The organism is Pararcticibacter amylolyticus, assembly GCF_003130405.1.
GTDB lineage: Bacteria > Bacteroidota > Bacteroidia > Sphingobacteriales > Sphingobacteriaceae > Arcticibacter > Arcticibacter amylolyticus.
The window spans coordinates 124,805-148,538 of record NZ_QEAS01000002.1 but is presented as its reverse complement, the minus strand read 5'-3'; the positions used below and the strand labels follow the sequence as shown (position 1 = coordinate 148,538).

Annotated in this window: 18 protein-coding genes; 11 read left to right on the top strand and 7 right to left on the bottom strand. The window is 44.1% G+C overall.

Translation table 11 applies throughout. The features are described from left to right. The first annotated feature begins 14 nt into the window (after window positions 1–14). The 9 genes from DDR33_RS03060 to DDR33_RS03020 all read left to right on the top strand — a co-directional run bounded on the left by DDR33_RS03060 (window position 15) and on the right by DDR33_RS03020 (window position 11,614). Entirely contained in the window at window positions 15–3,545 is a 3,531-nt protein-coding gene (locus tag DDR33_RS03060) for a SusC/RagA family TonB-linked outer membrane protein (RefSeq protein WP_158280623.1), read from the top strand. A 20-nt stretch (window positions 3,546–3,565) separates the two neighbouring features. Continuing rightward, window positions 3,566–5,149: a SusD/RagB family nutrient-binding outer membrane lipoprotein gene (locus tag DDR33_RS03055; protein ID WP_109414294.1), complete on the top strand. Its 1,584-nt coding sequence runs from the start codon at window positions 3,566–3,568 to the stop codon at window positions 5,147–5,149. Between the two features lie 393 nt (window positions 5,150–5,542). Beyond that, the gene (locus tag DDR33_RS03050; RefSeq protein ID WP_158280622.1) at window positions 5,543–6,256 is read left to right on the top strand and encodes a transporter; all 714 of its coding nucleotides are present in this window, start codon (window positions 5,543–5,545) and stop codon (window positions 6,254–6,256) included. A gap of 207 nt (window positions 6,257–6,463) precedes the next feature. Further along, entirely contained in the window at window positions 6,464–7,348 is an 885-nt protein-coding gene (locus DDR33_RS03045; RefSeq protein WP_109414292.1) for an AraC family transcriptional regulator, read from the top strand. A gap of 57 nt (window positions 7,349–7,405) precedes the next feature. Then, a complete protein-coding gene (locus DDR33_RS03040; RefSeq protein WP_202913641.1) occupies window positions 7,406–7,855 on the top strand; it encodes a YybH family protein in 450 nt (149 codons plus the stop codon). 142 nt (window positions 7,856–7,997) lie between these two features. Then, window positions 7,998–9,266, top strand: coding sequence for an acyloxyacyl hydrolase (locus tag DDR33_RS03035; RefSeq protein ID WP_109414291.1), 1,269 nt, complete (start codon window positions 7,998–8,000; stop codon window positions 9,264–9,266). A 65-nt stretch (window positions 9,267–9,331) separates the two neighbouring features. Then, the gene (locus tag DDR33_RS03030) at window positions 9,332–10,084 is read left to right on the top strand and encodes a helix-turn-helix domain-containing protein (RefSeq protein ID WP_109414290.1); all 753 of its coding nucleotides are present in this window, start codon (window positions 9,332–9,334) and stop codon (window positions 10,082–10,084) included. 108 nt (window positions 10,085–10,192) lie between these two features. Then, complete coding sequence (locus DDR33_RS03025) at window positions 10,193–10,558, top strand: VOC family protein (protein WP_109414289.1); 366 nt, start codon at window positions 10,193–10,195, stop codon at window positions 10,556–10,558. Window positions 10,559–10,702: 144 nt separating this feature from the next. Next, window positions 10,703–11,614: an NAD(P)/FAD-dependent oxidoreductase gene (locus DDR33_RS03020; protein ID WP_109414288.1), complete on the top strand. Its 912-nt coding sequence runs from the start codon at window positions 10,703–10,705 to the stop codon at window positions 11,612–11,614. A gap of 85 nt (window positions 11,615–11,699) precedes the next feature. Here DDR33_RS03020 and DDR33_RS03015 read toward each other — a convergent pair whose 3' ends face one another. The 7 genes from DDR33_RS03015 to proS form a co-directional block, all read right to left on the bottom strand. After that, complete coding sequence (locus tag DDR33_RS03015) at window positions 11,700–13,490, bottom strand: tetratricopeptide repeat-containing sensor histidine kinase (RefSeq protein WP_109414287.1); 1,791 nt, start codon at window positions 13,488–13,490, stop codon at window positions 11,700–11,702. A gap of 317 nt (window positions 13,491–13,807) precedes the next feature. After that, window positions 13,808–14,353, bottom strand: coding sequence for a hypothetical protein (locus DDR33_RS03005; RefSeq protein ID WP_146198689.1), 546 nt, complete (start codon window positions 14,351–14,353; stop codon window positions 13,808–13,810). A gap of 204 nt (window positions 14,354–14,557) precedes the next feature. Continuing rightward, on the bottom strand, window positions 14,558–15,928 hold the full coding sequence (gene mnmE, locus DDR33_RS03000) for a tRNA uridine-5-carboxymethylaminomethyl(34) synthesis GTPase MnmE (protein WP_109414284.1): 1,371 nt from the start codon (window positions 15,926–15,928) through the stop codon (window positions 14,558–14,560). Between the two features lie 14 nt (window positions 15,929–15,942). Continuing rightward, window positions 15,943–16,902 carry a TIGR02757 family protein gene (locus DDR33_RS02995; protein WP_202913640.1) on the bottom strand — a complete coding sequence of 320 codons (960 nt, stop codon included), beginning with the start codon at window positions 16,900–16,902 and terminating at the stop codon, window positions 15,943–15,945. Window positions 16,903–16,939: 37 nt separating this feature from the next. After that, complete coding sequence (locus DDR33_RS02990) at window positions 16,940–18,082, bottom strand: cystathionine gamma-synthase (protein ID WP_109414283.1); 1,143 nt, start codon at window positions 18,080–18,082, stop codon at window positions 16,940–16,942. A 157-nt stretch (window positions 18,083–18,239) separates the two neighbouring features. Further along, window positions 18,240–19,295, bottom strand: a complete 1,056-nt coding sequence (locus DDR33_RS02985) for an AI-2E family transporter (protein WP_109414282.1) — start codon at window positions 19,293–19,295, stop codon at window positions 18,240–18,242. 314 nt (window positions 19,296–19,609) lie between these two features. Further along, a complete protein-coding gene (gene proS, locus DDR33_RS02980; RefSeq protein WP_109414281.1) occupies window positions 19,610–21,082 on the bottom strand; it encodes a proline--tRNA ligase in 1,473 nt (490 codons plus the stop codon). A gap of 161 nt (window positions 21,083–21,243) precedes the next feature. On the opposite strand from proS, the gene DDR33_RS02975 reads away from it, so the two are divergent. Next, window positions 21,244–22,176 carry a hypothetical protein gene (locus tag DDR33_RS02975; protein ID WP_146198688.1) on the top strand — a complete coding sequence of 311 codons (933 nt, stop codon included), beginning with the start codon at window positions 21,244–21,246 and terminating at the stop codon, window positions 22,174–22,176. A gap of 30 nt (window positions 22,177–22,206) precedes the next feature. Beyond that, on the top strand, window positions 22,207–23,676 hold the full coding sequence (locus tag DDR33_RS02970; protein WP_109414279.1) for an OmpP1/FadL family transporter: 1,470 nt from the start codon (window positions 22,207–22,209) through the stop codon (window positions 23,674–23,676). Window positions 23,677–23,734 lie beyond the last annotated feature (58 nt).

Genomic DNA, 23,734 nt, shown 5'->3' with positions numbered 1-23,734 from the left:
GAAGAAAACTAATTATGCGGCTGAATTTAATGATCGTGTTTCTGATTGTCGGTTTTATTCAGGTGAGTGCCGGGGGATTTGCGCAGCGTATCACTTTGCACCAAAGAAAGATCAGTCTGGAAAATGTGCTGAGAGAATTTGGTAAACAGAGTGGGTACAACTTTATTTATGATTCAAAGATTCTGGAAAATACACGGCCAGTCAGTGTAAAATTAAACAACGCTGATTTGCAGGACGCACTTAGCGAAATCCTGGCAGGTACCGGCTTCAGCTATCAGATAAAGGGAGCCACAATCGTACTGAGACCGGAAGAAAAGACCTTGTTCGATAAGGTAGCCGAAACACTGGACCTTCCTGGAAATATCCGGGGAAAAGTGACGGACCAGGACGGGATGCCGCTCATTGGCGCTGTTGTGAAGAAGAAAGGTGTCAGTGGAGGTGCAGCAACAAATGCGCAGGGCGAGTTCTTTCTTCCGGGAGTAAACCAGGGCGATGTATTGGTTGTATCATATGTTGGTTTTGAAAGCCGCGAGATCATTGTTGCAAGTTTTGCGCCGCTGAACATTAAGTTGTCCCAGGACTCGAAAGATCTGGGAGAAGTGGTCGTGACAGGGCTTGGCATAAAAAGAGATAAAAGAGCGCTGGGTTATGCTGTAAGTTCTATTTCAGCGTCCGACTTAGCCGATCTTGGTTCGCCGGTAAATGCCCTCACGGCTTTATACGGACAGGTTCCGGGATTGAGGATAAACTCAACGGCCATGGGGCCTACCGGAGGGATTAATGTAAACATCCGTAATGCGGTTTCATTTTCGGAGAGCTCAAATGTCCGCCCGCTTTTTGTAATAGATGGTATCCCTATGCTCGACTGGCAAACGGATATCAACCGGAATCCGGGTAACGGACTTAACGATCTGAATCTGGATGACATCGAATCTCTTGAGGTATTACGCGGAGCGAAAGCATCACTATTGTATGGTTCCCAGGGAGCCAATGGTGTTATTCTCATCACTTCCAAGACAGGAAGAAAGCGTCCTGGCTTCGGTATCGATGTCAATCTGGGCACCCAGACAATCGAACCCTGGGTTCAGCAGGAATTTCAGAATGAATTTGGTACGGGCTTGCCCATCGCATGGGGAGATTATTCAACAGCGAGAGACAGTGAAGGTTTTTTTGTACGCGACGGGAAACAATCTTATACTCCGGCTTCGACGTATTACAATTTCGGGCCACGCTTTGACGGTCGCGATATTCTGTGGTATGACAACGAAATGCGACCTTATGTAGCGCAGCCCGATAATGTACGGGAACTCTTCAAAAATGGATCTACCAGTAAAGCCAATATTTCCTTATCAGGAGGCGGTAACTTAGGTGGTTTCCGTGTTGCTTATACTCACGAAGACTACAGGGGGATTTTCGAAGGGTATAAAGTAAAAAACGACAAAATTGCCTTTAATGGCAATATGGATATTACCGACAGAGTACGCCTCCAGGTAGTAAGCAGCTATTCGCGCTCTTTCAGTCATAACGCTCCAACACCGGTTAACGAAATGGTTGCCAATGGCATTCCGAGGAACCTCGATACCAGATTGCTCAGAACCCAGGTTCTCGATCCTGAAACAGCCTACTCATTTTGGAGAATGGAAAACCGGGCGAATGTAATGAGTCCGGGCAGTCACGTAACAAGGGTCTCGGATAATTACTTCTTCTCTCAGTGGCGGGACACCTTTGATACTAAAAGAGACCATTTCCTAAACTCCCTGAATCTTAACATAAAGCTAAGCAAGTATCTCAGCCTCGATGGGATCGGCGGTTTCGACTGGATACTGACCAATGTTAACAAGAACGAAGTGCTTCGTTCCCCTATTACAGCTAACGGTTCGGCTGGCATGAATTCGTTGAGTAATGCCAGTGCCGTTCGATGGAATGCCCGTACAATGCTTCGGTATGAACGTCATCTCAAAAATCCTGATTTTTATTTTTCTGGATTTGCCGGAGGTGAATACCAATCGTCGTCTGACCGGACTCTCACCAGGAGTACGAATGGAGGCTTTATCATCCGTGATTGGCCATCGCTCGAAAACTCCAAAAATCCCCTTAAAAACAGTTCATCAAACCTGGGACAAGATCGTTTGTATGGAATTTTCGCTTCTGCACAACTCGGATACAAAGACTACTTATTTGTCGATTTTCAGGCGCGTAACGACTGGTCATCTATGCTGCCTTCAAAAAATAATTCATACTTCTATCCCGGAACAAGCGTTTCATGGGTGTTTTCAGAAGCTCTTCCTAAACCGGCATGGTTGTCTCTTGGAAAGTTAAGAGCTTCATGGGCAGATGTAGGACGTCCTGGCTCAAGGTACTTTGCCAATGAGATATATAGTATAGGAGCCTACGGTAACACGACTATCTATAATGCTCCGTCGCTGATACCTCCTATTGATTTGAAGCCGGAACGAAAAAGGGAATTCGAAGTCGGTCTTGACACCAGATATTTTAAAGATCGTTTCGGCTTGGAATTTAGTTTTTTCTCATCGAACACTTATAATCAGATCATGGCACTCAGTATTCCTTCTTCTTCCGGCTATTCAGCTGTTGGCATAAATGCAGGGAATATCAGTACAAAAGGGTATGAACTTATGTTAAAGGGTACCCCTGTTAAATCGAAAAGTTTCGCATGGGAACTTACACTAAACGGAAGTGCCTCTACTCCAAAGGTCAAGAAGCTCGCAAAAGGGATCACTACGCAAAACTTATGGGGAGGCCAGGGCGCCAGGATTGTAGCTGCTGAAGGACGCCCCTTTGGGGAGATCAATCTCTATCCATATGCAACAGATGAAAACGGCAACAGGCTTGTTACCTCTTATGGATTTTACTACCAGGACAAATCACGTGAAAAAACAGTTGGAAACGTTATTCCCGATTTTATCGGTGGATTCAATACGAATGTTTCATACAAAGGCTTTAATCTCGGTATTAATCTGGACGCTTCGTTTGGCAGTACCCTGATTTCTATGACGAATCTGTTTATGATAGGGAATGGTACAGGCAAAAATACGGTATTTGGGAGAGACGAAGCTTCGGGCGGCTTACCGTATTATATTAATACCGCAGGAGAAAGAATCAGGTTAGATAGCCATAGTGCTGCCGTTCCCAATGATTCTAAATACACATACATCCTCCATGATGGTGTTTTACTACCGGGGATGAAGTCGGATGGTACTCCGAACGATCAGGTTATTTCTGCTTCAGAGAAGTACGCTTATTTTAACCAGCCTCAATCTGATCTCCAGGAAGATGTGGTCTTTAAAAATGATTACATTAAAATCAGGGATATTACGTTATCTTATTCCCTTCCTAGGAGCCTGACATCAAAAATGAAATTTGAAAGACTTACTTTGACTGCATTCGCTAACGGAATAGGATTTCTTTATAAGACGATGCCAAATGTTGATCCCGAGTCATTTAACGGTACAAACGTTTATTACGAAAATAACGCATTTCCTTCAGCGAGGAGTTATGGAATGAGTATCAGGGCTACATTTTAATTATTTAAAGAAGATACGTGATGAAACTAAATAAGACACTAAGCAAAGTATTGATTGTGATTTCTTTATTTGTCGGCTCATGTAGCCAGGGATTAGAAGATGACTATCTTAATCCTAACGGTTTAACGGCTCCTTCTATCGAAGGTTTTTACGCAGAGACACAGCAGTCACTGGGCACATTCCGTTATACGTATAGCGAGATGACAAGTGCCTTCCTTACTCTGGGGCCAATGCTTGGCACCGGGGGGTATTCAAATGATGGAGTAACAAATACATTTTCATGGGGATACGATCCGTTTGAAAATTCTTTTAGCAGGCTAAGATCATTTGCTGAAATAGAAAGATTATATCAAGCCTTGTCTGAGGGTGAAAAGACTAACTATAAGGTTTACAAGATGACCGCTGATGTGATGAAAGCGTACATTTTTTACCAGCTTACAGATATATTTAATAGTATACCTTATTTCGATGCATTAAAGGGAAAAAGTGATCATTTTTTTCCTAAATACGATAAGCAACGGGATATCTATCATGATATACTCACAAATTTGAAATCTACTTCTGGTGAACTCAGTACTTTCACGTTGGGGTCAAGTGTTCCCGAATCGGCCTTTTCAATTCACGATATTATGTTCAAGGGAGATCTCACTAAGTGGAGAGTCTTTATTAACAGTCTTCGGCTGCGTCTGGCTATCCATCTGACAAATGTAGAGCCAGAGCTGGCGAAATCCACTATTATGGAGGTCCTAACAGAAAATGTGTATGCAAAGGATAGAGCCAGTAGTATATTGTTTACTGAATTGCAGCAAGAGTTAGCCCCCGAAAAGATCTTGATATTCAAAGCTATTGACGAACAGAAACTCTACCTGCTGGCACCCGAAAACATGATAAAGGTAATGAGAAAGCCAGGCCAGTCTGATGATCCTCGTATTAAAGTTATTTTCCAGCCCGATAAATATGGCGGATACAGCGGCATCCGTACTGAAGGACCTTACAACCAATCTTACAGAGATTCGATTGATACGAGGGTGATGTCAAGAACTTTTCCATCGTACTATAACAGGACTACTTTTGAGCAGAATTATACCATGCCCTACCAAATCATCACCTCCCCCGAGATGCACCTGATTCTTGCCGAGGCTGCTGTTCGCTGGCCCGATCTCGGGTTGAACGCCAGTGACGAATACGTAGCGGCGATTAAACAGTCTATTGATTTTTATTATGAGATCAACGCTATGAATACCCGCAATTATCCAAGCAGGATTGCTGGCGCTCAGCCGGCCAAACCAGCCCAGAGCCAGATTGATGCATTTGCGGAAGTTAAACGGAACGAATTCGTCGCCGCTGCTGAACAGGAGAAAAAGGGCTTGATCTACGATCAGAAGTACGTTCATTTCAATATTTTGAAGCCATATGAATTGTGGACAGAAACACGGCGGCTTTACAAGGAATTAGGTAACAGGGTAATGAAGAAACCTTCAAACAGGCGGTTTATGGAAAGAAGGCCCTATCCTGTCAGTGAGTCTACCAATAACCACGATAATTTTGCTGACGTGGTCAATGAAAATAATTATACCAGCCCGGTGTGGTTAACAGGCCGGTAAAAATCGTCCATAATATCTTTTAATAACAATAGATGCAGGGATAGCCTGGAAGAAAAGCTCAGACATTGAACTTTACCGCCTGGGCTTCCCTGTATCTTTAAAATTCTCGTTTAAAATCTTATCCTGTTCTTAGTCTTCGTTTATATTAGCTAATGCCTCCGCAAACAAAATATTCCTGTCTCTGGTTGCATACACAAAAACAAAATGAACAGGCCGGTATTTGAGATAAAACAACGACAAACTCAAGGAAAGAAGCACTCAAAATTCTATTTATTAACCTGGTTGAATGTCACAGCCCTTATATTAGGAATCCGGTCAGTTCAGGCTCAGGATACCAGCCATCTACGCTATTCTATTTTCAGACCTATGCCCCGTGCTTTAATGCGTGAAGAAATGGAAACAGATCGTCCGAACATCACGGAATCCCCTTTCACTGTAGAGCCAGGGCATTTTCAATATGAGGCAGACTTGTTTAAACACCGCAGAGAGACAAGTGAAGACAGCAAACAACGCCTCTCTATTTTTAACCAGGCCAATCTGAAGCTGGGATTGCTCCCCCGAACAGCTTTGCAGGTGATCGTTGAAAGCTACGTAAGGGAACTTGACAGGGAAATTCAGTCTGGTGAAAAACAATCGGCTGAAGGCTTTGGTGATATAACCATCCGCATTAAACAAAATCTACTCGGAAACTATAAAGGTAACTTTAGCCTGGCACTCATACCCTATGTAAAGATCCCCACCAACAGGTATTCTGAAAATCAAAGCGATGAGGAAGGCTTAATGGTGCCGATGTCACTCAAACTTCCCGGCGACTGGAAGATCGGTATGCAGGTTGAGGCAGACAGGATGCTGGATGAAGAATCTAAACGGCACCATGCGGAACTTTTGCAATCGCTGTCAGTAAGTCACGTTCTTTTTGAAAAGCTCGAAGTTTCAGGAGAGACATACTATACGTATGATCTGAAAAGTCATCACTTTAATAACTTTCTGGATGCTGCATTGGCAGTGGAACTTACACGCGACCTTAAGATAGATGCAGGAATGGTGTACGGACTTCAGAAAGATGCCCACAAAGATTTCTTTTTCGGCTTAGCATTCCGGTACTAAAGCAATCTTATTTGTTCTTTCCAGCCTGCCTTTTTACCGTGAGCTGCTATTGTATTTTTCAGTCAACAACCCTTACTTTGCTGTTATTACAAACCAACCGGATAATGACAGTCCTTGTATTATGCTTTCTGGATATTGACCAGCAGGCACAACAAGACATTGATGTTGGGATAACCAAGCCGTTGTACCTCACAGGTTTTACAGCAAATGATTGTTCAATACGATTTCTATAGATCTAAATACGGAGAAGAGCTACTGATAGATCTGCTTAGGCTTGAGAGCCTTCACCATTATATCAGGGAATCTCCTGTTCAGCAGCTAACATATTATGATATTACGTTCATATACTATGGAGATGGATCATTTTCCATTGACGGATGCGAATACCCGTTAATGCCAGGAACTGTTTTCTTCTCCGGGCCGGGACAGGTACGCTGTTGGGACACTCCTTCAGCACCGGATGGCTACGCTTTGATATTTGAAGAGGAATTCCTCGGTGCCTTCTTCAACGATGTTCATTTTATCAGACATCTCGCTTTTTTTAGAGACCGGAATATGCCTCCTATGGTGGAACTAGCATCAGAGGAACTGAATAAAATGAAGGAGCTCCTTGAAGACGTCAGGAAGGAAATAACAACGTTTAGAAACAACGACAAGCACATACTGAGAGCCTTGCTTTATCAGATACTCGTTTCGCTTAACAGGATATACATAAAAAGGAGGCCCAGTCCCATGGACAAAGCTGTAAACCGTTATGCCGGGCAGTTTGCTGAACTTGTTGAAAGTCATTTCAGAGAGAACAGGTCTGTCGGGTATTATGCGCAAAAAATATGTATCACCAGCGGTCATCTCAATGACATCATTAAAAGCCGGTACGGAATAAGTGCAAAAAAATATATTACAGAACGGACCCTCCTTGAAGCCAAGCGTTTACTAAAGTATACTGACATGTCGATCGGCCAGATAGCTATTCATCTTTGTTACGAGAATACCAGTTTCTTTGCCCGTTCGTTCCGGAATGGCACCGGAGAGACTCCCCTTGAGTTCAGAAACAAGAAAGAAAATCCCGGAAAAATGTCTTTTCTTCCCTGATTTCTATACCGGAAATGATAAAGAGGAGCGCGTACTTTACAGGTATAAAGACAGTTTATGAAATATGTATTTTTTTTTACATTATTATTTATGATTGGCACAGCTTCCTCTCAAACGGCAAACGCCGTTTTTACAGAAAAAATTATTGCATTGGAGAAAGCCGCACTTGAAAAGTGGAATACCGGCGATCCTGCCGGCTATCTGGAGCTTTCGGCGGAAAATGTCAGCTATTTTGATCCTTATCTCGAAGCAAGACTGGATGGATTGCCTGCACTGAAACAATACTATGCTCCTATAAAAGGAACATTCAGGGTTTCCAGGTATGAAATGTTAAATCCAAAAGTGGTTTCAACTGATAAAATGGCTGTACTGACATTCAACCTTAACTGTTTCGAGGAAGACAAAGAAACCAGATGGAATTGTACAGAAGTTTACTTGTTACAGCCAGACAGTACATGGAAAATTGTGCAGACTCACTGGTCGCTGATCAAGCCCCTCGGCAATTAAACAAAGTAACTTCTCTCCTATTGGAAATCAGACAGTTTTTCATCCGGGTGTGACTTTAAAGTTACCTGCCCGGATGTTTTATTTGTTGCAGCTTATATTCATATAATATAAATTTGCCCGCTGTCATGAACTTATCTTTTGCATGTCTTTAAATAATCGCAGACCTCCGGTTATAAGCGGAATATTTGCACGGTGCTTCATTTTATCGTTAGTCCTGCTTTCTTTCAAAGGTTTTAGCCAGGACAGCCGCTCTCTTAAAAATAACGCCGACTCTGTTTTGCCGGGGGCCGCAAAAAGATTTGCCCACTATATCGGCCTGGAGTTCAGGCCCGGTTTTGTCGTTCCGTCTTCACCATTCTATAAGGGAGTAAACAACGAAGAGCTATATATGAAGCACCCGCTTTCGGGACATCTTAAATACTCATTCGGTCTCTCCCGCAATACACCTGGCGGCAGGATATTCTCAAACGTTCAGCAGGGAGCCGGACTGGCCTTTTTTGATTTTGGGAACGGCGCCGAAGTTGGAACTCCTGTTGCAGCTTATCTCTTTCAGAATGCTGAAGTAACCAGACTGGCCAGCCTGGTATCGCTCAACTATGAATGGAACTTCGGTCTGTCATCCGGATGGAAGCCCTATGACGGGAGAACAAATCCCAATAACGTCATAGTCGGATCTAAAGCAAATGCGTACATCAACCTTGGATTATATTTAAAATGGAACCTTGCGCGGCGGTTATCGCTGACAAGCGGCTTTGATTTTTCGCACTTCTCTAATGGCAACACAGAATATCCCAATGCAGGAGTCAATACCTATGGTTTCAAAACCGGCTTGCTCTATGGAATTTCAGAAGCGCCGGCTGTAAACCAGGGCACAGGAGTAAGAATACCAGAATTCCCGCGTCATGTGAGCTATGACCTGGTTGTTTTCGGCTCCTGGCGAAGGAAAGGAGTTTATTTTTTCGGCAGCCAGATCGCCTCGCCTCTTAAGTACCCTGTCGCCGGAGCCTACTTCGCGCCTATGTATAATCTTGGATACAAGTTCCGTACCGGACCTTCTTTAGATTTTATCTATGATGGCAGCGCCAATGTTTATACCAAAGATTATATTGTAGGTACAGGCCAGGACTTCTTCAAACCGGAACTGAACCGGCAGGTTGCCCTGGGATTATCTGCACGGGCAGAATATATCATGCCTGTCTTTACCATTGATATAGGAATCGGATCCAATGTTCTCCATAAGGGTGGAGACTTTCGGGGAACCTACCAAAGCGTAGCATTGAAGATTGGGACGAGTAAAAGTTCCTTCCTGCACATCGGGTACAACCTGAAAGACTTTAGGGAACCTAACTACCTGATGCTCGGATTGGGGTACAGGTTTCATAACAAAACGCCATCTTTACTGTACGATTAGCAAGCACATACAGGTGACCTGGATTTGTTATCTTTAATGGTATTAACTTTGATCGGCAGAAACGTATGCAACAGCGCGCAAAGTATCTCGAGCTTCTGCCTGAAGAAGAATTGAGGCCTCTTATCAAATGTTTTTGGATATCTGTCAACGATTCGGGGGCTGACTGTCATTTTACCACATTGCCCGACGGATGTCCGGAGCTTATTGTTACCTACAGGGATGGTATGCTTCATAACGTTATGTTGGCTGGTATTTTAACCGAAGCTTACGAACTGTTAATGCCCGGCAATGAACTGAAACTTGGCATCCGTTTGATGCCCATTGGGAAAGAGTATTATCTGAACAGGTGCCCCACCCTGGAACGTTTTGGTGCATTTACGACAAGCTTGTCGGGAGATATGGTAAGAGATCTCCGGCTTTTTTCAAATCATGTGACTGCCGATATCAGGAGCATTGTGCCGGTTGAGTCTATCGACAAGAGAAAACTTATCCTTTTCGAGCTGCTACAACAAACTTCAGGCAATATTCATGTAGAAATACTTGCAGAACATTGCTGCTGGAGTTCGCGGCAGATCAACCGTTATTTCAATATGCAGATGGGGATGCCTCTGAAAAGTTATAGTAATATTTTGAAATGCTATGCTTCTTACAAAGAGATTAAAGCCGGCCGCCTCAACCCGGATCTTGGTTATTATGATCAGTCTCACTTTATAAGAGAAATCAGGAAGCATACCGGTACGACACCTAAAATGCTTTTAAAGAATGAAGCCCAGCGTTACCTGCAGTTTAACAGCCCGGAAAATTCGGATGACAGATAATCAGCTGCTCCGATCCCTGAACAATCAAATATTTTAAATACGTCCGATTTATCCTATTTAGAACCTCTTCCTGGCGATAATTTTGTTCTGTCAAATAATTTAAATGCGATGAAAATAAATCATATCAATCTGGTAGTAACAAATGTCTCAAAGGCGGTAAATTTATTTGAGAGTTTTTTTGGGTTTAAATGTATCGGGAACAGGAAAGATGCAGTGGCTGTGCTAACCAATGAGGATAACTTTGTGCTGATCTTCTGGTCATCAAAATTGAACAAGTCAGATGCTGTAAATTATCCGGAAAACTTTCATATCGGTTTTTACCAGCCCGACAGAGAGTCTGTTTTGAAGGTATATAATGACCTGCAAAACGAAGACCTTGCCTTCGATAGCGCCCCTCAGAAGTTACGGAACACGTTCGGCTTCTATTTTCATTTTGATAAGCTGATGATTGAAATCAGTGTCCTGCCGTCTTAATGTTAATTCCGGTACCGGGAGCATAAAAAATATTCAGGAGAAATTACGCTCCTGTCTGCCCGGATCTCAACGGATAGTTTCTTCCTGGTGTCATATTTATGCAACCCTGTTGCACTTATAAAAACTATTAATAGCTTTGTCACTATGAAAAATCAAAGTTTCGAAGTGATTATCGTCGGGGGCAGTTATTCCGGATTAGCAGCTGCTATGTCACTGGGCAGATCTTTGCGGAATACATTAGTGATCGATAGTGGAGAACCCTGTAACCGCTTCACGCCCCATTCGCAAAACTTCTTAACCCAGGACGGCCGTGCTCCGGGTGAGATTGCCGCCATTGCCAGGAATCAGGTTCTGAAGTATAATACTGTAAAGTTTTTGGATGATCTGGTTGTTTCCGGCATGCCGCGCGCAGGCGGCTTTCAGATAGAAACATGGTCTGGTAAGGTTTTTCAAACCCAAAAGCTGGTGTTTGCAACAGGCGTCAGAGATATCTTCCCTGATCTTGAAGGTTTTGAAGATTGCTGGGGCAAAAGCATCATTCATTGCCCCTACTGTCACGGCTATGAGTTTCGGGGGCAGAAGACCGCGATATGGGTCAACGCAGAAAACTCCGGCCACCTGGTGCCGTTGGTACGTAACCTTACCAGGCAGGTGACAGTCTTAACAAATGGCGACATACAGTTAAGCAATGAGGAACTTACAAAGTTTAAAAAGCACGGCGTAAAAGTTGTCGAAAAGCGGATCACCGGTATTAGCCACAAAGACGGCCAACTAAAAAGCATTGCTTTTGAAGATAGTCAAAAGCATGATTTTGACGCAATGTATGCTGGTTTACGATTTGAGCAGCATTGCCCCGTTCCAGCTGCGATGGGTTGTGAGCTGACAGATAAAGGCCATATCAAAACCGACATGTTCTTTAAAACCAGCATTGAGGGTGTTTATGCATGCGGTGATAATGTCAGTCCCCTGCGCTCTGTCACGAATGCCGTAGCTAATGGCAGTTTTGCCGGAGCAAACATCAACAGGGAACTGGCAGTGATGGCGTTTCAGGGATGAGCCACCTTCGGGCAGGGCAATTCCTTGTTTGGATTCACTATAGTCCAACATAAGTGGCTCAAAAAATACCGGCTTCGCTCCAGTGTTATGAATGAGCTTTATAAGAAAGCCTGTTAAAGCGTAATCTGAATTGAGTACCCGAGTTTATCACAGTTTCGCCCAAAAAATGTACACCGTTCTTGATGGCAAAATCCCTGACCAGATGCAAACCCAGGCCGATGCCCTTCTCGTTTCCCGTACCGTATGTAGAAGTTTGTTCATGCCTTCCAGCCAGTATGTTATCAAGTTTCTCCTGCGACATGCCAATCCCGGTATCTTCGATAATCAGATCCAGGAAATTACCCTTTAATTCATAACGTATGCAAATATGCCCGGACTCTGCGGTAAACTTGATTGAATTAGATATGAGGTTATGGATCATGATCCTGATCTGATCGGCATCCCCGGTTACAGATGGTAAATCTGCCTTGAGATGCTCGATAGTGATGCTTTTATGCCGGGCAGCAGCGATATAAACGTCAATAACCTTATCGACTTTCCTCTGAAGATCAACCTCTACCGGGAAATAGGACATTCCTCCTCTTTGATTAGCCGCCCACATTAACAGGCCATTTAGCATCCCTGATGCAGTACTCACCTGGCTGGATAACGCTTCAGATAACATAGTCAGTTCTTCGTTGCTTAGACCTTCAGATTTGAAAAAAGCGATTGTATTTTCTATAGCAGCAAAAGGACTTCTCAGATCATGAGCAATTATCGATAGCAGGCGATTGTTGTCCCTGTTCATCAGGTTGAGTTCTTCGTTTTGTGCTTCTATTATTTTGTTTTGGTGCAGGCTTGCTTCATGATCCGCTTTTAACATCAGGTTGCGCCTCGTCATTTGACGGTGCCGCCGGTAAAGAACCACTGCAATAAATAGTATGAGCAGGGAGGCGATCAGGACAACAATAATAATAAGCTGATCTATCTTTTGCTGCTTCCTGGCCAGTTCTACTTGTTTCCGGAGATTGTCATTTTCTACGGACTTCTGCTTGTACCGCAGTTGGGCTATTATTTTTTCACTCTCTACATTAAATAAACTATCTGAGTATAGTTTATAAGCCAGCAACCGGTCATATGCTTTTTTATCATTACCGGCAGCCCTGTAAGCCCGATGTGCTACTTCTAGAGCCTGTGCAGCGTCCCATTTCGCATTAACTGCCTTAGCTAGCGTAAAAGCCCGGTCTGCTGCCAAAGCTGCCTGTTGGAAGTTCTTGCGACTGAACATGATCCTGGCCATACCGGTGTTGGCAAAGCTATTCTCCCAGTCGTCCTGATAAGCTTTGTTAGTAAGCACTGCCATAAACTCTGCTTCTGAAGCCGCCAGTTTGTTTTGCCTGAAATAGTAATCGCCCAGATGGTTACGTCCCATAGCAATCAGGTTTTTAATATGATGTGCGCTGCTGATGGTTAAAGACTTTCGGACGTAATAAACCGCACTGTCCAACTTTTGAAGTTCAGACTGAGCCAGACTGATGTTTAGAAGGTTCGCTGCCACCCTTTCCTGGTTTCCGAGCTTCCTGTTAATCCTTTCAGCATTCCTGAAATAAACAATAGCGGCTGCAGTCTGTCCCTGGGCCAGGTCGACCAGTCCTATCAGGTTCCCAGCATCTGCGAGCATAGCAAGATCACCGGTTTTCTGACCATGACTATAAGCCTCCAGCGCGCCTTCCATCGCTTCCGGATAATTCCCGTCGCCATAATCCGCTTTCGCCTGCTTCAGTGAATTTTGAACATGAGCATTAACAGTTCTTTTCGTATGAGCAGGACCATCACCAGCAAGCGTGATTGTCCAGCAACAACAGAGTATGGCAAGTTTTGAGAAGAAGCCCGACATTACCGCAATTTAGTTCTATTACTGTATGATATAAAATTTATCACGAGATTCCAGCAAGTAAAGATATTTCTGTTTAGAGCAATAAAACCTTTTTTTAGTTAATATCTTTAGATTACTAATGAGCTCTTAGAGTCGGGAATAAATAATAAAGAATTGTCGGAAAAGCGCGCCAATGTCGTAATGAATGCCCTGACAGCTAACGGGATCAGCAAATTAGGGCTGAAGGTTTTGATGCAGAATGCCCATTGGTGACTAATGATAGCATTCCATTGATACATACGACGAAGACCTGCTGGTTTATAAACATTAAAGACTAATCATTTATTTCTGGTGTATTTCTTCAGGCAAATATCTTCTCCTACAAACACTCTTTCTAGTGGAAAGCTGCTGCAATCAAACTTCCTGCTCAGAATTGAAATACTGTATACATATTCGCCTTCAGACGTTGCGCAGGTAAAATGGATGATCTTATCCGAAGACTCCCATCGGTATACAGAAGGGTTTTCGTAAGCCTGGTAAATATCTATTCGGTATTTTCCGAATTCATTATTGATGTTTTTTAATATATTCTCCGTCATATTCTGTTTGGATGTAAAGGATATGGAAACACCGATAAGCATGTTTTGCTTATTTACCTTAAAGTCATATTTATATCTGCTTACATCTATATCGCCAAGCGAAACCTTAACCTCAGGATTGTCTTTCTTACTTATGATATAATTACACGCGACAACGCTGCCGTCATCGTCACTAATCGTAGTTTTGTAATATTTATTCCTGCCAAAAAGAGCAGCTGGTTTTTCATTGAAGGTTAGTTTATCAAGACGAAAGTTCTCGCCTCCTAAGGTTTTAGGATTTTCCATATCCTGTGAATTGCAACTCCAGACAATAAGAACGCAGACAACGGCAAGCATGATTTTTTTAACCCAGTGCATTGAGATCAATTTTTTTATTGTTATAACCTGGATTTCGGTTAAGGGTTTGATGTTTATGAAGGTTACTGACCAGACATAAATTTCCTGGATTTTGTAGCGTGACTTGTAATTGTTATGCATTGTTTAGCATGATTATTTGCCGATACAAAACTTCGAGAAGATATTGTCGAGCAAATCATCTGTTGTAACAGTTCCGGTGATCTCACCTAAATAGTGTAGAGCCTGCTTAATATCCATTGCAAGGAAATCTGATGATACAGGATGATCGATCCCGTACACCACTTTGTCAAGTGCCTCCTGCGTTCTCTGCAGCGCTTCTACATGACGGATGTTAGACACCAGAACGCTGTCAGTACTGATGCCGTGAAGATTGACTTTTGAAAGGATAGTCTCCTTCAATCGTTCAATCCCCTCTTTATCTTTTGCTGAGATAAACTCGAGCTCCTGTCCGCTCAATTCTACCTGTTTCCCCGGCACTATAAGATCACTTTTATTCATTACTCCGATTATGGGAATATGAAGATCAGAAGCTCCATTCAATTGAAGATCAATGTCTTCCATGGTTTGATCAGGGTCGAAAAGGTAAATGATCAGGCTCGCCTGTTTCATCTTTTCAAGGGTCCGTTCCACCCCTTTTGCTTCGATAATATCTTCTGTATTCCGGATTCCGGCAGTGTCAATAAAACGAAAAACAATTCCGTTGATGGAGATCTCATCTTCGATGGTATCACGAGTCGTTCCTGCGATCTCCGAAACAATGGCCCTTTCTTCGTTTAAAAGTGCGTTAAGAAGCGTCGATTTACCCACGTTGGGTTTTCCCGCTATCACCACCGGCACGCCGTTCTTCAGGGCATTTCCCTGCTCGAATGACTGAATCAGGTGTTTCACTGTATGATTTATTCTTAAGATCAGCGTACGCAGCTGATCCCGGTTGGCAAATTCAACATCCTCCTCAGAGAAATCCAGTTCCAGCTCAATCAGGGAAGCAAAATGGATAAGATGCTCCCTGAGCTGGCGAAGTTCATTGGAAAAACCGCCCCGCATTTGCTGCATCGCGATATCATGAGCAGCTTTCGAATTAGATGCTATAAGATCAGCCACTGCTTCCGCCTGGGACAAATCCATTCCTCCATTCAGGAATGCGCGAAGGGTGAACTCCCCCGGCCTGGCCGCCCTGGCCCCTTGCCTGATCAGTAACCGTATCAGGCTTTCGATGATATAAGGAGAACCGTGAGTGGATATTTCTACTACATTTTCCTTTGTATATGAGCGTGGTGCAATAAACAGCGAAACTAACACTTCATCTATAATTGCATTCCCGTCCCGGATAGTACCGAAGTGTATAGTATGCGAGGCCTGAACGGAAAGGTCTTTGCCTTTAAATACAGTGTTCACTATTGAAATCGCATCGGGTCCGGAAAGACGGATAACTGCAATAGCACCACTACCCGCAGGGGTGGCCAGTGCTACAATAGTTTCTCCCGAAAATGAAGTATTCGTCATTGCTTGCGTAAGTATTAATGAGAGGAAATAAGTTTGCCAAACGATCGGTCGATGCCCAGGCCAAATAATGCGAAGTCGTACTTCACGGGATCCAGTGGATCAAATTGCCGGAGTTGTTCGGTCAGTTCAACGGCAGTTTGCCAGTCCGTTTGTTTTCTTGTAATTAGTTTCAGATAACGGGCTATACGGTCGACATGAAGATCGCAGGGACAGATCAGCTGGGATGGATGAATCCGGGACCAAAGCCCAAAATCAACGCCCCTGTTATCATTTCGTACCATCCATCTCAAAAACATATTCAGTCTCTTGCATGTGGATTTCTGCGATGGGGAGGAAACATGCTTGATAGTCCTTGAAGGGAAATCCGGGAGGCTGAAAAAGTATTCGCGAAAATGATTCAAAATAGTCTCCACGCGATGATCGCCAGGATCAATCCCAGTCAGATAGCAAGGCGGCGAGAAGAAGCTTTCTGAAGGATGAGGGCCCCGGACTTCATCCATAAATTCTTCCCTGAAAACCTCATTTCTGAACAGCCCTGTCCTTGAAGGCAGGAATGCATCCTCAAGAGATTCATACTGCTCATAATGATGCCTGAAAAAGTTGATAAAATAGAGCAGGTCGGTGTCATTGAATGTACGGTGTTTGAACCCTAATAAAACCTTCAGATCTTCATCCGTATGATTCATAACAAAATCATACGGACTGCTGTCCATTCTGTCCGACAGTTCTCTGCATTTATTAATAATCGTCTTTCTCTGTCCCCATGCCAGGATAGCGGCAAAGAAGCCCATAATCTCTATATCCTGCTTCCTATGAAACAGGTGCGGGATGGAAACGGGGTCATCTTTAATAAATTCAGGACGGTTATATTGATCCGCCTTTTCGTCTAAAAAAGCCTTAAGATCATCACCGGTCCTGATGTTTTTGCCTTCAGATCCCGCAATCTCGGAATCTGCTTCTTGTCTTTGTTCCATAATCAACAGAAGAATTATCTCTGTGTAATGAATTGAATCAGATATCTAGTACCCTTTTAAGATCATCCAGGAGGTCGTCTGCGTCTTCTACTCCGACGCTTAAGCGTAACAGATTATCGGTGATACCTGCTTTCTCCCTTGTTTCTTTCGGGATAGAAGCATGTGTCATGGTAGCAGGATGATTTACAAGCGACTCTACCCCGCCTAATGATTCAGCCAGTGAAAAGACTTTAAAGGAGGAAACGATACGGAAGGTCTTTTCCGCATCTGCACCTTTAATGGTAAAGGAGATCATGCCGCCGAAGTCTTTCATCTGTTTCTTCGCTATTTCATGATTGGGATGATCTTCAAAGCCCGGCCAGTAAACTTTGTCTACTTCGGGGTGGCTCTTAAGGAAATGAGCGACCTTCCTGCCATTTTCGCAATGAGCTTTCATGCGTAAATGCAGGGTCTTAATGCCTCTCAGTACCAGGAAGCTGTCCATCGGCCCGGGTGTTGCGCCGCAAGAATTATAGATAAACCAGAGCTTTTTGTATAACTCCTCGTCGTCGAGCATCAGGGCACCCATTACCACGTCCGAATGCCCTCCAAGGTATTTGGTAGCAGAGTGCATCACAATATCAGCACCCAGGTCGCCCGGATTCTGCAAATAGGGTGATGCAAAGGTATTATCAACCGTCAGAATGATCTGATGCTCTTTCGAAATTGCAGACACAGCCGCAATATCAACGATCTGCATCGTCGGATTTGTCGGCGTTTCGATCCAGATTAACTTGGTCTTTTCGTTTATATACTGCTTGATATTCTGAGGGTCAGACAGATCAGCGAAATGAAATACAATGCCATAGTCTGCAAATATCCTCGTAAACATGCGATAGGTTCCTCCGTAAAGATCGGTACCTGTGATCACTTCGTCTCCGGGCTTTAGCAGTTTCATTACCGCGTCGGTAGCAGCCATTCCACTTGAAAACGCCAGGCCATACCTGCGGTTCTCAAGAGCTGCCAGGCATGATTCCAGGGCTTTACGTGTAGGATTTGTGCCTCTCGAATATTCAAATCCCTGATGGTCGCCGGGTGATTTCTGCCAGTAAGTGGAGGTTTGGTAGATCGGAGTCATGATCGCACCAGTTGATGGATCAGGCTCCTGACCTGCATGTATTACTTTGGTTGCAAATTTCATAGTTTATACCTTTAGTCAGGCAAAAATAGAAATACTGGCCGACACCTGGAGGTCCTTGCTGTATTATTACCGTTGAATTACGTTAATCCCTGTTGCTTTGAGCTGGTCAGGGCTGCTCAGGCTTCACAATTACAACTGCCTGCCCCCTGTCAATAAGCTATGTCTGTGCTGTTGCTTCCGGCTGCTGCTTCTTTACATACAATTCATCTACTATCACAATAATGACGGCTAGCAGAGGAGTTGCCAGTATGATTCCCAATCCCCCCGTGAGGGTCCCGAATAGTACCTGACTGATAATGATCATAGCCGGAGGGATCTGGATCATGGCATTCTGGACCATCGGGGTAACAATATTGCTTTCTACTGCCTGGATCAGGAGATAAAGTCCGGCAACAATAAGAGCCGTATTGACACTTACGGTAAGGCTGACCAGAACAGCCGGTATCATAGCTATTAAAGGCCCGAAATTCGGAATAAAATTGAGAAGACCGGCCATGACAGCAAGGGCAAGTCCCATAGGAATCCCAAGAATAGTTAAACCAATCACAGTCAGGATACTAATGAACAGCATCGCAATCAGCATCCCTTTCAGCCAGCCCTTCAGTGTATAGCTTATCCTTTCGAAAACTCTTCTTGCATCGGCTTTGCCCGCTGACGGTATCAGCTTGATGAATCCTTCTTTATAAATAGAGGGATTTGCAGTAAAAAATATCCCGATGAACATCGTAATATAGAAATCGCCCACTACCCCAAAGCTGGTGCGGAAGATCTGTTGGAATGAAGTCATCAGCTTCTGGCTGCTGTTGCTGGAAATATAGGTAAGGACTTTTCTTCCCAGCGAACTATGTTTCAGTTTTTCCTCTGCCCCCTTTACCAATTCGGGTAGGTCTTTCGACATCTCTCCTATCTGCCCCGAGATCTTGGCTCCCAGGAACCAGAACAGCAGGCCTGCTGTGATAAAGGTAAGACTTAACGACAGCAGGAGATTCCACCTCCTGCGCCATTTTGTACGACGTTCGATAACGTCCGCCAGTCCGTGAAAATAAGTGGCAATCAGAGAACCGGCAAATATCATTAACAGTACGTTGAATGCTGCCTTCAATATAAAAATAAGGATAACCAGCAGTGCGATTATGCCCAGGGTTATCCATACTTTCTCCGTAAATTTCTTAAGATCCTTGTCAGATGTTTTTTTTTCCTTGCTTTCGTCCATAGAGTATATGCAAAAGCAATTAAACCGGAAAAATGTTTTTACTGGCTGACCGCAACAGCGGTCGGCCAGTAGTTATTGGCTGCTAGCTATCAGCGTCAGGCTTTTATCGACGCGAGGAATAAAATGCTTTCGGCTATCAGCAATCAGCTCTCAGCGCCATATAATCAGCTATCTGTCTAAGACGTTTAAAGCCATTAGCCGTCAGCATATCGTTCATCAGCCTTTCAGGCTCAGCAATTGCTTAACCTTCCAGCTATCACCATTCATTTTTGCCGCGTGCCTGTCCTTACAACTTAAAACTTACTACTTACAACTTAATAAGCCCGTGCAAACAACACTCTTTGCTTTGATGGCTGTCCTGTAAGGATACAAACGCCATCCTCAAGCGCGTTGTCCAGCGGGATGCAACGTATCGTGGCTTTAGTTTCTTCTTTGATGCGTTGCTCGGTTTCAGGAGTTCCGTCCCAGTGAGCCGAAACAAAGCCACCCTTTTCGTCCAGTATCTTTTTGAAATCTTCATAGGTATCCGCTTTGGTGATACTATCGTTCCTGAACTTCAGTGCTTTCTGGTAAATGTTCTCCTGGATCTCGCCAAGCAGATTTTCAATGTAAGAAGCCAGGCCTTCCTGGTTCACGGTTTGTTTTTCGCGTGTATCCCGGCGGGCAATTTCCGCAGTCCCGTTTTCCAGGTCCCTTGCTCCCATCGCCACCCTTACAGGCACTCCTTTTAGCTCATACTCAGCAAATTTAAAGCCCGGACGCTGTGTGTCGCGGTCGTCGAACTTCACAGAAATGTCCATAGCCTTCAGCTCCTTTACCAGGGCATCAGCCACTTCCGAAATCCTGTTCAGTTCTTCAGCGCTTTTGTAAATAGGAACAATAACCACTTGTATAGGAGCAAGTTTTGGAGGGAGCACCAGGCCCTGATCATCTGAATGTGCCATGATAAGCGCTCCCATAAGGCGGGTCGAAACACCCCATGAGGTAGCCCACACGTGATCAAGCTTTCCCTCCTTGCTCGTGAACTTAACGTCAAATGCCTTCGCGAAGTTCTGTCCGAGGAAGTGAGATGTACCAGCCTGCAAGGCTTTTCCATCCTGCATCAATGCTTCAATACAATACGTTTCAATAGCTCCCGCAAAGCGTTCGTTTGGAGTTTTAACTCCCCTCACAACCGGCACAGCCAGCCAGTTCTCCGCAAAATCCGCATATACGTGAAGCATTTTTTCTGCCTCTTCGATTGCCTCTTCAGATGTAGCATGTGCTGTATGTCCTTCCTGCCACAGGAATTCAGCCGTACGCAGGAACAGGCGTGTGCGCATTTCCCATCTTACCACGTTAGCCCATTGATTTACCAGGATAGGAAGGTCGCGGTACGACTGAATCCACCCGCGGTAAGTATTCCAGATGATCGTCTCAGAAGTAGGCCTTACAATCAGTTCCTCCTCCAGTTTTGCTTCTTCATCCACTATGATGTTGCCCGAACCGTCATTCTTCAGGCGATAGTGTGTCACAACAGCACATTCGGTTGCAAATCCCTCCACATGTGAAGCCTCTTTCGAAAAAAATGACTTTGGAATGAATAAGGGAAAATAAGCGTTGGTGTGGCCAGTATCCTTAAACATTTTATCAAGAGCAGCCTGCATCTTTTCCCAGATAGAGTATCCGTACGGCTTGATTACCATACATCCTCTTACTGAAGAGTGTTCTGCCAGATCCGCTTTTGTAACAAGTTCATTATACCATTGCGAATAGTCCTCATTTCTGCTTGTAATACCCTTACTCATAATAATTTTTAAAGTTTTTTTTCGTAATTTTAACACAAATATTCTGATAGCAAAGTTATAAAACTAACCCGGCTATAAAATATATTTTAAGATGCAACCTTTGCCCCTAAGGAGCGTCTAACAATGAGAAAGGGATGATTGGAGATTTAACACACACGGCAATGAAACAATTACTATTACCGGCCCTTGCATCAGTAGGCTTACTGATGGCAGCCTGTTCCACTACTAACCAGTTGGCACAGCAGGGCAACAACGACGATGTATATTATTCAGAGGCGAGGGCAAAAGAGGTAGATTATGCCCGGCAGGCAGAAAGAAGTTATCGAACAGACGAACAGCTTTACGGCGGGGAGGATCACGGCGATGACGTAGATTATGATTTTGATTATGGGTATGCCTCAAGGCTTAACCGATTTCAGTATGCGTCTCCCTGGAGAACGTATTACGATAACTGGTACACCTATGCTTATGACCCATGGTACTCTTACCGGTACGATCCCTGGTTCTACGGTTCAGGCATGTCATTGTCTTTCGGATGGGGATCACCATTTTACGGCGGTTACAGCAGTCCCTGGGGAATCTACGGATATGGATCGCCATACTACAGTAACTACTGGGGCCCTGTTTCCTACTATGGTTACGGAGGTTATCCGGGCTGGGGATATGGCGGATATCCCGGATGGGGCTACGGTGGTGGTGTAGTTGTGGCAGATCAAAATTACCGTCCTAGACCAGGGCGAGGTACAGGTAATCCTAATCTCGGCAGAGACCGGACAACTAGACCCACAAACAGCGGATATTCAAGACCTTCTGACGGAAGGGTTTCAGGTGGGTATTCCAGACCTGTCAGAGGTAATGACGGAACTGGCACTTCAACATCATCAGAACGGCCTGTAAGACAGGAGCGTCCGACCCGCCAGGAAAGGCCGTCAACAGAATCATCGAGACCAAGCAGGTCATCTGAAAGACCTCAACGTTCTGATTATCCGAGCTATACCCCCTCTACTCAAAGCAGTTCGCCCCGAAGCTCAGGAAGTACCAGCAGCGGAGGGTCTTCAGGTGGTGGCAGCAATAGGCCAAGACCAAGCAGGTAAGAGTTTGTAATTAACTTTTAACACAAAACAATGAGATTAAAATTTCTATTGATTGGCACTGTATTACTTACAGTCAGTCAGACAACATATGCACAATATGTGCAGGATGCGTTGCGGTTTTCGAGATTTAACCAGGGATCCACATCGAGAGTTAAGGCGCTCGGTAACGCGTCTACTGCCATCGGAGGAGACTTAACATCTGTCAGCAGCAATCCTGCCGGCTTAGGATTCTTCAACGGATCTGAATTTAGTTTTACTCCTGAATACAATTTATCTTCCATTGATGCTACTTATTTTGGGAATAAAGAGAGTGCAGACAAGAACCGGATGAATTTTAATAATGCCTCACTCGTATTTAATACGAAATCAAGAGTAGGCAGAGGAGCTAACACATCTGAAGGCTTCTTAAATTTCAATTTTGGTTTATCCTGGAACAGGACATATAACTTCTATAATAACGTGTCTTATTCAGGGTTTAATAATCAAACATCTGTAGCCGACTATTTTGCAGAACTGGCTAACACGCCTTACGGGATGGAGGATTATCCCGAAGCCGGTTGGGCAGCCGATCACAGGTTGATCAGATTAGAAGGAAATACATATGTGCCGAATACCGCGATAGGTGCTGATCAGTATTATGATCAGCAGATGACCGGAGGACAAAACGAATTTAGCGTTTCGATGGGTACAAATTACAGCAACAAGCTTTACCTGGGGCTCGGGATTGGTTTTACAAGTCTTCGTTACAGGTCGGCCTCCACATTTATTGAGACAAATGAAACAACCTTTCTCGATGGTGATGCTGTTGCAGATAATGCCCTTTTCGATAGTTTCTATGATATTAACCAGCATACTAACGGCAGTGGTTTTAATCTAAAGGTTGGTTTGATCTACAAACCGGTTCCCGCTGTACAGTTTGGAGCATCATTTACCAGCCCCACCTGGTATTCGATAGAAGACCGTACTAACTATGCACTGGAAACCCGTTACGTGAATGCGACTCCTTATAGCCGCGCAGAGCCTGCTGAGGCTTATAACTACAATTATAATTTACGTACACCATTGAAGGTTTCAGGAGGCTTGGCAGTGTTCTTCAAGCAAAGGGGATTTATCACAGCTGACGTCGAATATGTTGATTATGAAGGAATGAAGATTAGCGATACTCCCGGGGCTGAGAACGACAATAGTGACATAGCATCGTTATATCAGTCGACAGTTAATGCCCGCATTGGAGCAGAAGGAAGAATTGATAATAATTTCTACATGCGTGCTGGTTACAATTACCAGGGCAATCCAGAAAGAGGTATTGGAAGTGCGACCAACACATACAGCGGCGGAGTCGGATATCGTTTTGCTAATTTCTATGTAGATGCTACATATTCAAGAAGTTCAGGAAAACAACATATTTACCCTTATGAGCTATATAATAATGATAGCCCACAGGCTACGCTTGACAAAACGTATAACAACGCATACCTTACTGTAGGCTTCCGTTTTTAATGTGTGTTTTATATATTTCTCCAGAAAAGAAGCGGGCCGGAGTGTTTAACTTCCGGCC

Excerpts from the sequence above, each read along its gene's own strand:
- DDR33_RS03060 (WP_158280623.1), top strand. The coding sequence starts at position 15 with ATGCGGCTGAATTTAATGATCGTGTTTCTGATTGTCGGTTTTATTCAG.
- DDR33_RS03055 (WP_109414294.1), top strand. The coding sequence starts at position 3,566 with ATGAAACTAAATAAGACACTAAGCAAAGTATTGATTGTGATTTCTTTA.
- DDR33_RS03050 (WP_158280622.1), top strand. The coding sequence starts at position 5,543 with ATGGAAACAGATCGTCCGAACATCACGGAATCCCCTTTCACTGTAGAG.
- DDR33_RS03045 (WP_109414292.1), top strand. The coding sequence starts at position 6,464 with ATGATTGTTCAATACGATTTCTATAGATCTAAATACGGAGAAGAGCTA.
- DDR33_RS03040 (WP_202913641.1), top strand. The coding sequence starts at position 7,406 with ATGAAATATGTATTTTTTTTTACATTATTATTTATGATTGGCACAGCT.
- DDR33_RS03035 (WP_109414291.1), top strand. The coding sequence starts at position 7,998 with ATGTCTTTAAATAATCGCAGACCTCCGGTTATAAGCGGAATATTTGCA.
- DDR33_RS03030 (WP_109414290.1), top strand. The coding sequence starts at position 9,332 with ATGCAACAGCGCGCAAAGTATCTCGAGCTTCTGCCTGAAGAAGAATTG.
- DDR33_RS03025 (WP_109414289.1), top strand. The coding sequence starts at position 10,193 with ATGAAAATAAATCATATCAATCTGGTAGTAACAAATGTCTCAAAGGCG.
- DDR33_RS03020 (WP_109414288.1), top strand. The coding sequence starts at position 10,703 with ATGAAAAATCAAAGTTTCGAAGTGATTATCGTCGGGGGCAGTTATTCC.
- DDR33_RS03015 (WP_109414287.1), bottom strand. The coding sequence starts at position 13,490 with ATGTCGGGCTTCTTCTCAAAACTTGCCATACTCTGTTGTTGCTGGACA.
- DDR33_RS03005 (WP_146198689.1), bottom strand. The coding sequence starts at position 14,353 with ATGGAAAATCCTAAAACCTTAGGAGGCGAGAACTTTCGTCTTGATAAA.
- mnmE (WP_109414284.1), bottom strand. The coding sequence starts at position 15,928 with ATGACGAATACTTCATTTTCGGGAGAAACTATTGTAGCACTGGCCACC.
- DDR33_RS02995 (WP_202913640.1), bottom strand. The coding sequence starts at position 16,902 with ATGGAACAAAGACAAGAAGCAGATTCCGAGATTGCGGGATCTGAAGGC.
- DDR33_RS02990 (WP_109414283.1), bottom strand. The coding sequence starts at position 18,082 with ATGAAATTTGCAACCAAAGTAATACATGCAGGTCAGGAGCCTGATCCA.
- DDR33_RS02985 (WP_109414282.1), bottom strand. The coding sequence starts at position 19,295 with ATGGACGAAAGCAAGGAAAAAAAAACATCTGACAAGGATCTTAAGAAA.
- proS (WP_109414281.1), bottom strand. The coding sequence starts at position 21,082 with ATGAGTAAGGGTATTACAAGCAGAAATGAGGACTATTCGCAATGGTAT.
- DDR33_RS02975 (WP_146198688.1), top strand. The coding sequence starts at position 21,244 with ATGAAACAATTACTATTACCGGCCCTTGCATCAGTAGGCTTACTGATG.
- DDR33_RS02970 (WP_109414279.1), top strand. The coding sequence starts at position 22,207 with ATGAGATTAAAATTTCTATTGATTGGCACTGTATTACTTACAGTCAGT.